The organism is Bradyrhizobium sp. 153, from assembly GCF_023073835.1.
Classification (GTDB): Bacteria; Pseudomonadota; Alphaproteobacteria; order Rhizobiales; family Xanthobacteraceae; genus Bradyrhizobium.
Map to the genome: position 1 here is coordinate 308814 of NZ_JADPKH010000083.1, position 12724 is coordinate 321537.

Below are 12724 nucleotides of genomic sequence, written 5' to 3' on the forward strand. Positions count from 1 at the left end.
CCGTTAATCTCTGAGCGACCTCAGCGTCGCCGCGACGCACCGAAGAACGACATGCGCTTAAACGCTTTGTTTGCCATTTCGGTGAATAGTCCCTCAATGAGTATGGTTAATTTTTCCTGTTGCGTTGATTGGGCACCTATATCCCGGGTGCGTGGCGTGAAACGAAGAGTAACCCCTCAGCCCGCGGCAGTTGGAATGAAAGCTGGGGATCATGCTTGACTATAACCAGCCGATTGAGCGGGCCAGACCGGAGGCCCCGCGAGGAAAGCCTCAGGCCGGCTTCAGCGTGCTGGAGCTCGCCAATCTGCTCTGGCGGCGAAAGGTCGCGATTGCCGCGGCCGCCCTGCTCGGCGCGACGCTTGCGGTCACCATCGGCAAGAGCCTGACGCCGCGCTACACCGCCACCGCACAGCTCTATGTCGACCCGCGCGAGCTTCAGCTCGTCGATCGCGAGCTGACGCCGCGCGCCCAGGACGTCTCCGGCATGTCCATGGTGGTGGAGAGCCAGGCGCGCCTGATCACCTCCAATAGCGTGCTGCTCCAGGTCATCCAGCAAGCCGGCCTCGACAAGGATCCGGAATTCGGCGGCGGCGAGGGCACGAGCCTGATGTCATCGCTGCTCGGCCTGATCGGCCTTCAGCCCCGCGCGCCCTCCGCTGCGGAAAAGAAGGAAGTGCAGCTCGCGGCGCTCGACGCGCTGAACCGGCACATCACGGTCCGCAAGACCGAGAAGAGCTTCATCGTCGACATCGAGGTCTGGTCGACGGACCCCGCGAAAGCGGCAATGCTCGCCAACACGCTGACCAATGCCTATCTTGCGGAATCCCGCAACTCGCAGGCCTCGGCCGCACGGCGCGCCACCAATGATCTCTCCGGCCGCCTGAAGGAGCTGCGCGAGCGGCTGCGCAACGCCGAGACCGCGCTTGCCACCTACAAGGCCCAGAACAATTTCGTCGGCACCCAGGACACGCTGATCAGCGACCAGCAGCTCTCCGCCAGCAACCAGCGGCTGGCCGCGGCCCGCGCGGCGACGATGGATGCGCAGGCGCGGCTCGACCAGATCGAGGCGAGCCGGCGCACGGCGGCGGATGCGGGCGCAATCCCCGAGGCGCTGCAATCGCCGACGATTGCGAACCTGCGCGCGCAATATGCGGACGCCCGCAAGAAGTATGCGGAACAAGCCGGCGAGCTCGGCCCGCGCCACCCGGCGCTGCGCCAGACCGAGAAGCAGGTCGAGGATCTCAAGCGCACCATCAACGAGGAAATCGATCGCTTCGCCCAGTCCGCCAAGAACGACCTGACGCGTGCCCGCGACTTCGAAGCCTCGCTCAACCGGGCGCTGGAAGCGCAGAAGCGGCAGAGTGTCCAGCTCAGCCAGGCCGCAGTCCGCCTGCGCGAGCTCGAGCGCGAGGCCGACGCCAGCCGCGACGTCTATCAATCCTTCCTCAAGCGTTCCCGCGAGACCGAGGAGCAGGAGAGCCTGAACACCTCAGCAGCCCGCGTCATCGGCGAAGCGACGGTGCCGCAGCGGCGCTCGTTCCCGCCGGCGATGAGCCTGTTTGCCATGATCGGCTTCATCTTCGGTGCGGTCGCGGCGTCGAGCTGGTTCGCTGCGGCCGAGCTCATGTTCGCTGGTGCGAGCGCGCCGGCGCCAACACCTGCCCGTCCACAGCGCACGCCGGCGCCGGATGCGACGCGAGCTCCGCAGCGCGCGCGGGCACCAGAGGTCTCGGAGGCCTGGCCGCCCCCGCAGGTCTCAGGTGCTCCGGAAGTAGAGCAAGCTCCGCCGGAACTTGCCGCACCTCCGTTACAGCCTTCGATCGTCGAGAAGCCCCTGATCGAGAAGCCGCTGATCGCACGCCTCCAGGAGGCCGACGTCATTCATACGCTCGGCGCCATTCTCGCCACCGGCGGCAGCGTCGATCTCACCCGGCTGGGCTGGCCGACCCTGCGCCCCGGCTTTCCCCTCACCACGCTGCTCAATGCCTGGCGCGACATGCGCGCTGCCGTGGCCCGGCGCGCCGGCGGCATGGCGATGCCGGTCATCGCGCTCGTCGGGACCGGCGAGACCACCGGGCGTAGCGTGGCCGCATTGAATTTCGCACTGGCCGCCGCGCGCGACGGCACCCGCGTGCTGATGATCGATGCCGATCATCAGGCGCGTTCGCTCTCGAACAAGGTCGATCGTCGCGGCAAGAACGAGCCGAGCAGGCTCGGCTGGCTCTCGATTGGCAGCAAGGACGCCCGCGAGATCAAGACGGTCAACGGCATCTCGGTGCTGCCGGCCGCAGAGGGCGACGCCGGCAAGGCGGCCGACGCCATCCGCAAGGCGATTACACAGGCGCGAGCCGCGGGTGGCTATGATCTCGTGATCCTCGACGGCCCCGCGGTGCCGCTCTCGGCCGGCGGCCGCAAGCTGCTGGACGACACCGAGGCGCTGGTGGCGGTGCTGCCGACCAGCCTCGACATCAACGACAGCCTGGAAGAGATCTTGACCACACTCGGCCGCGCCGAGCGCAAGCTCGTCGGCGTCGTGCTCGACGAGCTCACTCCCGCAGCCCAAACGCGCCAGCGAGGCCGGCAATATGCTTGAGCGTCGCGTCAATTTCGAGGGACGGACGGCAACTGCCGACGTGCCGCGGATCACCGTCGGCGGCCTTCGCATGGCCGCGATCGACCTGGAAGCGACCGCCGATTTCATGATCGAGGCGACCGATCCTGACAATCGCATCGGCCGTCCGCTGTTCCTGACTTCGGCCAATGGCGAGGTGCTGGCGCGCTGCTCGACCGAGCCGCAGACCGAGCGCCTGTTCCGCATCGCCGACCTGATCAACGCCGATGGCCAGCCGCTGGTCGCGGCTTCGAAGCTACAATCTTGGTTTCCGCTGCCGGAGCGCGTCGCAACCACGGACCTGTTCCATGTCGTCGCGCGCAAGGCGGAAGCGCTCGGCCGCACCTTCTACATGCTCGGCGCCAGCGAGGCCGAGAACATCGCAGCGGTCGAGAACGTTCAGAAGATGTATCCGAACCTCAAGATCGTCGGCCGCAGCCATGGCTATCTGCGCGGCGAAGCGTTGCGCGCGAAGGTCCAGGAAATCAACGCGCTTGCGCCGGATTATCTCTGGGTTGCGCTCGGCGTGCCCAACGAGCAGGCATTCGTGGAGGAATTCACGCCGCATCTCACCAATGTTGGCGTTATCAAGACATCCGGCGGCCTCTTCAACTTTTTGTCGGGCAGCCGTTCCCGCGCGCCGCAATGGATGCAGAAGATCGGGCTCGAGTGGGCCTGGCGCACCTGGCTCGAGCCACGCCGCCTGTTCTGGCGCTATTTGACCACCAACCCCCGCGCGCTCTATCTTCTCTTCAGCCGTAACCGACCCGTCCGTTAAGGGAAGAGCTGAACACGACATGACCGACCGACCGACCGTCCTCGTCACCGGGGGCGCGGGCTATATTGGCTCGCATGCCTGCCGCGCACTGACCGCCGCCGGCTATCAGCCCGTCGTTTATGACAATCTCTCGACGGGCCATCGCAGTTTCGTGACTGGCCCGCTGGTGACGGGCGATCTGCTCGACGGCACAGCACTGGCGCGCGCCTTCGCCGATCACAAGATCACGGCAGTGATGCATTTCGCGGCGGCGAGCCTCGTCGGGGAGTCCATGACCGACCCGCAGAAATATTACATCAACAACGTGCAAGGCACGCTGTCGCTGTTGCAGGCGATGCGTAACGCGAACTGCCATCGCATCGTGTTCTCCTCGACCGGCGCCGTCTATGGCAACGCCGATTCCAAGGAACTGCCGGAAGACTTTCCCTGCGTGCCAATCAACCCCTACGGCGCATCGAAATGGATGATCGAGCGCATGCTCGCCGATTACCGCGCGGCCTATGGCTTCGGCGCGTTCTGCCTGCGCTATTTCAACGCCAGCGGCGCCGACCCAGCCGGCGGCATCGGAGAACTGCGCGACAACGAAACCCATCTCATTCCGCGCGCCATGATGGCGCTTCAGGGTCATGTCGACTTCGCAGTGTTCGGCGACGACTACGGCACGCCCGACGGCACCGCGATCCGCGACTACATCCATGTCACCGATCTCGCCGCGGCGCATGTGGCGGCACTGAAGCTTCTGGAAGAAGGGCATGCCGGCGGCAGCTTCAATCTCGGCACCGGCTCCGGCTTTTCCGTGCGCGAGATCCTCAACGCCATCAGGCAGGAGACCGGACGCGAGGTGCCACACACCGTCAAGCCGCGCCGCGCCGGCGATCCCACTTATCTGGTCGCGGATCCCTCTGCCGCGAAGAAGGTGCTGAACTTCATGCCGCGTCACTCCGACCTGTCTACGATCATCCGCACCGCCTGGGCCTGGCACCAGAAGGCGCATCCCTTCAGGTCGCGTTAGGTAACCGTCCTGCACCTTGCCGGCAGGGCCCTTCAGCGGCTAAAGAGAATGAAGAGACTATGACAACCGGCGTCGACCGCTTTTCCGGCCGCCGCATGTTTCAGGCCTGGCCGCCGATGGGAGCGGCAGACGTGGCTGCGCGACACGAGCCGTTCTTCAAACGTAAAGACCACGACCGAGTGCGCGCATCGGCCTGCTCAGGCGGACCCAAGGGAGCACGGAACGAATGCATCAGGCCGCAAGCCTGCAATTCGAGCGCGTGGTGGAGGAGTTCGCCCGCTGGCTCGCTGTGCCCGAGGACGAACGTTCGCCGGCGCCGGCCTGGTGGTGGGGACCCGCGATCGCGGTGCTCGACGTGCGCCAGCCTATGCCAAGTGCGTGGTCGCGCACGCTCGGCCTCGGCGAAGGATCGGCCTTTGCCGATGGCGCGCGCCTACTTCTCGCGCTGTTCGAGGATCAGACCTCACTGCCGTGGCCGGAAGATTTTCCGCGCAAGGCGGAAAGCAAGGATGACGACGTCCGCGAGCTGCACCCGCAGCCGTCAGATGACAGCGCGTTTCAGCCGTAACGCTGCGGCATCGGTTGCGGCAAGGTCCGGCTCCGGCTGGAGCGGCGGCGCAACGGTCAGCTCCATCGGCCGCAGCAGTTCGGCCATCTGCCGCGCCGGCAGCGGCTTGGAGATCAGATAGCCCTGCATCTCGTCGCAGCCATGGGTACGCAAGAATGCCTCCTGCTCGGCGTTCTCGACGCCTTCGGCGACGACGGTCATGCCGAGCGCCTTGCCCATGCTGATGATCGCCTGCGCGATCGCCTGATCTTCCGAATCCTGCGGCAGGTCGCGGACGAAGGAGCGGTCGATCTTGATCGTGTCGATCGGGAAGTGCTTCATCAGCGACATCGACGAATAACCGGTGCCGAAATCGTCGATGGCGAGGCGAATGCCGCGGCTCTGTATGGCGTCGAGCACCTTGAGCGCGCGCCCGACATTGCGCATCATCATGCTCTCGGTGACCTCAAGCTGGAGCAGCACCGGCGACATGCCGCTGGCGGCCAGCGCCTCATCGACGTCCTGCAACAGATGCTCGTCGGCAAACTGCCGCGGCGACAGGTTGACCGCCATCGACAGGGGCAGCAGGCCGCGGCGCTGCCAAGCCATCGCTTGGGCACAGGCTTCATTCAGCACCCAGCGGCCGATCGGCACGATCAGCCCGGTCTCCTCGGCAAGCGGAATGAATTGCGCCGGCGAGACGTTGCCGAGATCGGGATGCGTCCAGCGCAGCAGCGCTTCCACTCCGGTGATCTGGCCGGTCTCCATATCCACCTTGGGCTGGTAATTCAGCGAAAATTGCTGGCGCTCCAGCGCCCGGCGCAGCGCGCTCTCCAGCGACAGACGTTCGATCGATTGCGTCTTCACTTCCTTCGAGAAGAAGCGATAGCCGTTCTTGCCGTCTTCCTTGGCGAGATACATCGCCATGTCGGCATTCTTGGTCAGCGTCTGCGCGTCGGAGCCGTTGGTCGGATACATCGCAATGCCGATCGAGGCCGTGGTGTGGCACTCGTGCCCGGCCAGCTCCATGGGCTCGGCAAGCACGGCAAGCAGCCCGCTGGCGATGCGCTGGACCTCGTCGATCTCGCCGCACCGGTCGAGGATCACCACGAACTCGTCGCCGCCGAGCCGTGCCACCACGTCGCTAGTCCGCAGCGCGCTCCGCAACCGACTCGCCACTTCGAGCAAGAGCAGGTCGCCGGCCTCGTGGCCGAGCGAATCGTTGATGACCTTGAAGCGGTCGAGATCGATGAACAGCACCGCAAAGCGGTGATCGTAGCGCTGCGCCGCGCCGATCGCTTCGCGCAACAATCCGTTGAATGTCTCGCGGTTCGGCAGGTCCGTCAGGCTGTCATGCGAGGCGAGGTATTCGATCCGCTCGTCGGCCTTCTTTTTCTCGTCGGCGCGATCGAAATTCTCCATCGCGAAGGCAACGTTGTCGGCAAGGCGCTGCAACAGCTCGACGAACTCGGCGGTGAACGTGTCCTTGTCGGTCGACATGTAGATCATGACGCCGACGGCCAGATCATGAACGATGAGCGGGATCGCCGCGCCCGACCGTGCGCCGTCGCCACGAACAATGGCGTGGAAGGCGCTCACGCGCTGGTCGTTGAGATAGTCGTTGCTGATGCAGGGCTGCCGGGTCCGGAACGCCGTGCCGGCCATCCCCCGACCTTCGGGGCGCTCGGGGTCGACCGAGAGGCGGACATTGCGCGTGGTGTCGGACGACGGTCCTGCGCTTGACACGATCTTGAGCTGGTCGCTGTCGGCGCCGGCGAGCGCAATGGTCGTCGAGGTGAACTTGGCGCCGTTCGATGCGGCGAGACACACGAGGTCGAACAATTCGGCGCGCGATTTCGCCCGCATGATCGCCTCGTTGGTCGCGCTCAGCGCCGCGAACATGCGGGTCAGGCGCTCCTTCTGCGCCTCGGTGCGGGCCTTTTCCTCGGCGCGGTCGAAATTGTCGAGCGCGAACGAGACGTTCTCTGCGAGACGGGCCAGCAGTTCGACCAGATCGGGCGTGAATGTATCCTCCTCCGGAGCAAGGAACAGCAGGATGCCGATCGGCTCCTGACCGGAACGTAGAAGCGGGAAACTGGCAGCGGCCCGGGTTCCGTCCTCGACCGCCTTGGAGTGCCAGTGTGCTGAGCGCGGATCGTGCATATAGTCGTTGACGACACTGGGCCGGCGCGTCCGCAGCGAGGTTCCAATGATGCCCTGGCCCTCGGGATGATCCGGGGCAATCGCGCAGGTGCGCCCGACCATTCGCTGCTGGAGCCGTCCCTTCACGGCGACGACCCGGACCAACTCACGTTTCTGGTCGATGATTCCAATCGTCGCAGAGGCGAACATGCCGCCCAGCACGGCCGCCTGACATGCGACTTCGAACAGCTCCTCACGGGTCTCGGCGCGCATGATGGCTTCGTTGGTGGCACTCAACGCCGCGAACATGCCGCTCAGCCGGTCTCGCTGCTTGTCGGCCTTCGCCTTCTCCTCGGCGCGGTCGAGATTTGCGATCGCAAATGACACGTTGCGTGCGAGCCGTTCCAGCAGTTCGACCAATTCCGGCGTAAACGTGCCGATCTCGAGCGAGTTGAACAGGAACACGCCCTCCGTGCGGTCGCCGTTCAGCAACGGCAACACGGCGGAGGACTTGACGCCGGTGCGGCGGGCACTCTCGTGCCAGGGTTTGAGGCGCTCGTCGGCGAGCAGGTCATTGGAGATGCACGGCTGCCCGGTGCGGAAGCACGTGCCGGTCAGGCCTCTTCCCTCCGGCACCTTGTCGGTCGTGGCGAATTTGAGTCTGCGTACTTCATCGGAGTACGGCCCTGCGGAGGCGACGACCCGAAGCAAGCCGGAGGCGGGCTCGGCAAGCGCGATCGTTGCCGAGCCGAACTTACCACCCTGCACTGAGGCCTCGCATACGAGATCGAACAGCTCGGCACGCGACGTGGCCCGGATAATCGCCTCATTGGTGGCGCTCAGCGCGGCGTACATGCGCGCGAGCCGCTCCTCCTCGCGCGCGATCTGCGCCTTCTCCTCGTCGCGATCGAAATTCTGGAGCGCAAAGCACACGTTCTCGGTCATCCGCAGCAACAGCGCGACGATGCCATGGTCCTTCGCCCAAGACTTGCTGACGAAGAAGAACATCACGCCGACGCTGGTTCCGCGCTTGATCAGTGGTGCGGCGACGCAGGCGACCGCGCCAGCATTGATGCTGGCCCGCTCCCAAGTCGTTCCCTTGGTACGACCGACGAGGTCGTCTTCGACCATCGCCTTCTGTGTCCGGAAGACCTGGCCGGAGATGCCCCGACCGTGAGGATTGTCGGGATCGATCGAGTAGCGTGCCTGTCTGATCAGATCGAGATTTTGTCCGGTCGCGGCCACCGGCGTCAGCCAATGCGAGTTCTCCTCGCGCAACAGCACGAAAGTCGCCAGTGATTTGCCGCCGTGCACTGCTGCGTCGCAGACCCGCTGATACAAGTCCAATTCGGTATTGGCTTTGAGGATTGCCTCGTTGGTCGCGCTAAGCGCCCCAAACATGCGATTGAGCCGCCGCATCGCCGCCTCGCTGTCCCGGCGCGCTCCTTCTCGCTCGAAATTCTCGAGCGCATAGGAGATATTGGCTGGCATGCGCTCGAACAGCGACACCATCTGCTCGTTCAGCGATCCGGCGTTGCGGCGGGTCACGTAGAGCACGCCGACGCCCTTGCCGTTACAGAGGAGCGGGACTGCTGCAGCCGCCCCGATTTGGGCCTTCGCCGCACCCTCGCGCCACGCCAGCGAACGCGGGTCGTTCAGATAGTCGTTGCTGATGCACAGCTTCTGATCGCGAAACGCCTCGCCGCCGACGCCGGATCCTTCGGGCGTGCCTGCTTCCGTCGTGATCACGATCGAGCGCAGGCGCGCAACGTCATCGCCGCAGCCGGCCGCAAAATGCAGCCGCCGGCCGTCCGGTCCCACCAGAAACACCGCGACCGCCAAAAAATCTCCGCTCGAAAACCCGGCGTCGCAGACCTTCTGGTACAGCTCGTCCGGCGATTTCGCGTAGAGAATCGCTTCGTTGATGGCGCTCAACGCCGCAAAGGTGCGTGCGAGGGTCGTCGGCACGTTCTCAGCTCCCGGGCATTTTCTGCCTATTTTTCCCGGGTGACTTTATGGGTGGCGATCGCCTAAGTGGACGTTATTGCGCGCTGCAAACCCTCAATCAAAGTGAATGAGCGGCGAACGGCCGGCGCCAAACTGTCGAAAATACCGCCGCATGGCACGAACTGTCGACCGAAGGCGCGTTCTCTTTACGAAAATGCAGCCCTGTATTGGTTTACGGGAGATTGATATCGCGCCGGCGCTTTGAGACCATGCACCCAACAAACACCCTGTTAAGGGCACCAAGCCGAGGAAACGCCATGCCGATCGTCGGGGCCGAGCGTCTCACGTGCATCAGCGCAGCGCTGCTCCGCGCCGCCGGAGCGTCCGAGGAAGAAGCGGACGCGGTGGCGTTCGGCTGCGTCAACGCCAATCTCGCCGGCCATGACTCGCACGGCGTGATCGCCGTTCCCACTTATATCGACCGCATCAAGGCCGGACACATCGTTCCCGGCGCCAAATGGACCATCGTCCAGGAATCGCCGACCACGACCGTGATCGATGGCCATTGGGGGTTGGGCTACCACGTCAACGCCAAGGCCATGGCACTGACCATCGAGAAGGCGAAGACGGCGAACGTCGCCGCCTGCACCGTGTTCCGGCAGAGCCATGTCGGCCGCCTTGCCGCTTATCCGTTGATGGCGATGCGGGAAGGTATGATCGGAATCGCAACCGCGGACTCCGGCCGCTCGCCGAAGCACGTCGCCCCGTTTGGCGGCAAGGAGGCGCGGCTCGGCACCAACCCGATCTCGATCGCGGTGCCGTCCGACCTCGATGCGCCGTTCTATCTGGACATGGCAACCTCGGCGGTGGCGGCCGGCAAGATCCAGCTCGCGCTTGCCCGCGGCGAGGAGATTCCGGCGGGGTGGATCATCGATGCCGAGGGGCGGCACACCACCGATCCGTCCCAATATCGCAAGGGCGGCGCGCTGCTGCCGCTCGGCGGCACCGAGGGCTACAAGGGCAGCGGTCTTGCTGCCATGGTCGAGGTGCTGTGCGGCCTGCTCACCGGTCTCGGCTTCGGCGTCGAGCCGACCGGGCGGCACAATGACGGATGCTTCATGGCGGTGTTCAACGTCGCGGCCTTCCGTCCGCTGAAGGAGTTCAAGCGTGAAGTCGCCGAGTTTGCGCATTACCTCAAATCGACGCCGCCGTCCGAAGGCAGCACGGGCGTGTTCTATCCCGGCGAGATCGAGGGCCTGCGCGAGCGGCAACGCCTGCGCGACGGCATCGAGATCGAGGATACGACCTGGGGGAAGCTGCGCGCGCTGGCGCGCGAGTACCGGCTCGACACCGTCCTCGATCTGGCTTGACGGCATCAGGAGAACAGCAGCATGACGCGGCAGATGGTACTGGTCGGCTTCCTCCAGGCGCAGAACTGCACGAACTTGCCGAGCTCCTGGCGGCATCCGGACTCGCGCAACGATTCGATGTCGGCGGATTATTATCAGGAGATCGCGAGAATCCTCGAAGCCGGCAAATTTCACATGGCCTTCTTCGACGATCGCCTTGCGATGCCGGACCGCTACGGCAACGATCACGCCCACACCGTCGAATACGGCATCCGCTGCGTGAAGATGGACCCGCTGATCGTGCTGACCACGATGGGCATGGTCACCGAGAAGCTCGGCCTTGGCGCGACCTGCTCGACCACTTATTACGAGCCGTTCGACGTCGCGCGACGCTTTGCAACGCTCGATCTGATGTCCGGCGGGCGCGCCGGCTGGAACGTCGTCACCTCGCTGAACGACGGCGAGGCGCTCAACATGGGGCGCGACTCGCACCCCGAGCATGATTCCCGCTACGACCGAGCCGACGAGTTCATGGAGGTCGTGCTCGGCCATTGGGACACCTGGGAGGACGGCGCGCTCATCATGGACAAGAAGAGCGGCCGCTTTGCCGATCCCACCAAGGTCAAGCGACTCGATCACAATGGACCGGCCTTCAAGTCGCGCGGACCGTTCACAGTGCCGCGCTCGGACCAGGGCCATCCCGTGATCATCCAGGCCGGCGCGTCCGGTCGCGGTCAGCGCTTTGCCGGGCGATGGGGTGAGGTGATCTTCACCGCCGCGCGCAACCTCGCGGGCGCCAAGGAAGGCTATGCTTCCGTGCGTAACGAAGCCGCCAAGGCTGGCCGCGATCCCGACCAGATGCTCCTCTGCAACCTGACGACGCCGGTCTGCGCCGCGACCAAGGCGGAGGCCGAGGACAAGATGGCGCTGATCAACAAACTTCCGCTCGAGATCGACGCGTTGTCGCTGCTCGCCGAAGCGCTCAACTACGATTTCGCCTCCAAGGATCTCGACGAGCCGCTGACGACGGCAGAGCTGAAGAGCATGCAGGGCATCTTAGGCATTCGCGACGGCGTGCTGAAGAATTCGGGCAAGAGCAATCCGAGCGCGCGTGACTTCGTCACCTACTCCGGCCGCGGCCAGGTTCAGGATGCGATGGTCGGTGGTCCGAAGGAGATCGCGGACAAGCTGGAAGAGATGTTCGCCGAGCGCGGCTGCGACGGTTTTGTCATCGCCGCGACTTACGTACCCGGCTCTTACGCGGATTTCGTGCAACACGTCGTGCCGGAATTGCAGCGGCGCGGCCTGTTCCAGAAAGAATACCGCGGCAAGACGTTGCGGGAAAATCTCGGGCTCAAGCGGCCGGCACCCGGTGCCTGGAAGACTCAGCCCGCGATGCCGCGGAATGACAACGAGGGCATAACATGCGCTGGCTGAATTCACTGCCAGGGACAGGACGTCCTGGGGGATCGTTGAAGACGACCAGGTGATCGCCGTGGACGGCGATCCCTTCAGTGAATGGCGGCGCAGCTCGCGCACGCATCCGCTGTCACAAGTTACCATCGAGCTGCCGCTGATTCCCCGCACCTTCTATTGCGTCGGCCTGAACTACCTGAAGCACCTGAAGGAGGCCGCCGACAAGCGCGGCGAGGTGCCGGCAGTGCCAGACCGTCCCGAGATCGGCTATCGCGCGCAAAACGCGCTGATCGCGCATGACCAGGATGTCGTGATCCCTTCCTTTGCAACGGACAAGATCCACTATGAAGGCGAGCTCGTCGTCGTCATCGGCAAAAAAGTGAAGCATCTCACCGAAGCGAACGCGATGGATTGCGTGTTCGGCTACACCATCGGCAACGACGTCAGCGAGCGCAGCTGGCAGAAGGCTGATCGCAGCCTGTGGCGCTCCAAGAACGCCGACACGTTCAAGCCGATGGGCCCGTGGATCGAGACCGAGGCGGACCTCGCCAGGATGCAGACGATCGTCCGGGTCAACGGCAAGGAGACCAATCGCTTCCAAACCAACGACATGATCTTCGGCGTGGTGCCGTTCCTGGTCGAGCTGACGAAGTATTTCACGCTGTGGCCCGGCGACGTGATCTGGATGGGCACGGACGGCGCCTCGCCGGATATCAAGCACGGCGATGTCGTGGAGATCGAGATCAGCGGCATCGGAACGTTGCGGAACAGGTTTGTCAGGGAGAAGGTATAGCGCACGCTGCACCCACAGTGTCGGCCCGGCGAAAGCCGGGAGCCATACCGCCGCAGCAGATATGTTATGATCGGGACTCGTTGTTATAGCTTCGCAAACAATTGGCATTCGTGATCATGGGTCCCGGCT

General features: G+C 64.6%; 8 protein-coding genes. 7 read left to right on the top strand and 1 reads right to left on the bottom strand.

Going from position 1 to position 12724, the window contains the following annotated elements; translation table 11 throughout:
- Positions 1 to 211 precede the first annotated feature (211 nt).
- The 4 genes from IVA91_RS22135 to IVA91_RS22150 all read left to right on the top strand — a co-directional run bounded on the left by IVA91_RS22135 (position 212) and on the right by IVA91_RS22150 (position 4969).
- Positions 212 to 2593 (top strand): Wzz/FepE/Etk N-terminal domain-containing protein, encoded by a 2382-nt coding sequence (locus IVA91_RS22135; protein WP_247459120.1) that lies wholly within the window; start codon positions 212 to 214, stop codon positions 2591 to 2593.
- Positions 2586 to 3389 (top strand): WecB/TagA/CpsF family glycosyltransferase, encoded by an 804-nt coding sequence (locus IVA91_RS22140; RefSeq protein WP_247277640.1) that lies wholly within the window; start codon positions 2586 to 2588, stop codon positions 3387 to 3389. Before IVA91_RS22135 ends, IVA91_RS22140 begins: the two co-directional genes overlap by 8 nt.
- A gap of 19 nt (positions 3390 to 3408) precedes the next feature.
- Positions 3409 to 4401, top strand: a complete 993-nt coding sequence (gene galE, locus IVA91_RS22145) for a UDP-glucose 4-epimerase GalE (protein WP_247277641.1) — start codon at positions 3409 to 3411, stop codon at positions 4399 to 4401.
- Positions 4402 to 4627: 226 nt separating this feature from the next.
- Positions 4628 to 4969: a hypothetical protein gene (locus IVA91_RS22150; protein ID WP_247277642.1), complete on the top strand. Its 342-nt coding sequence runs from the start codon at positions 4628 to 4630 to the stop codon at positions 4967 to 4969.
- On the opposite strand, the gene IVA91_RS22155 is transcribed toward IVA91_RS22150, so the two are convergent.
- Positions 4943 to 9058, bottom strand: a complete 4116-nt coding sequence (locus IVA91_RS22155; RefSeq protein ID WP_247448721.1) for a GAF domain-containing protein — start codon at positions 9056 to 9058, stop codon at positions 4943 to 4945. The two genes, IVA91_RS22150 and IVA91_RS22155, sit on opposite strands and share 27 nt — an antisense overlap.
- A 296-nt stretch (positions 9059 to 9354) precedes the next feature.
- Here IVA91_RS22155 and IVA91_RS22160 point away from each other — a divergent pair, with 296 nt between their 5' ends.
- From IVA91_RS22160 to IVA91_RS22170, 3 genes are read left to right on the top strand one after another with little or no spacing between them, the layout of a single operon-like run.
- Positions 9355 to 10407: an Ldh family oxidoreductase gene (locus IVA91_RS22160; protein WP_247277644.1), complete on the top strand. Its 1053-nt coding sequence runs from the start codon at positions 9355 to 9357 to the stop codon at positions 10405 to 10407.
- Between the two features lie 21 nt (positions 10408 to 10428).
- Positions 10429 to 11823, top strand: a complete 1395-nt coding sequence (locus IVA91_RS22165) for an LLM class flavin-dependent oxidoreductase (RefSeq protein WP_247277645.1) — start codon at positions 10429 to 10431, stop codon at positions 11821 to 11823.
- Positions 11816 to 12595, top strand: a complete 780-nt coding sequence (locus tag IVA91_RS22170) for a fumarylacetoacetate hydrolase family protein (protein ID WP_247277759.1) — start codon at positions 11816 to 11818, stop codon at positions 12593 to 12595. Before IVA91_RS22165 ends, IVA91_RS22170 begins: the two co-directional genes overlap by 8 nt.
- Positions 12596 to 12724 lie beyond the last annotated feature (129 nt).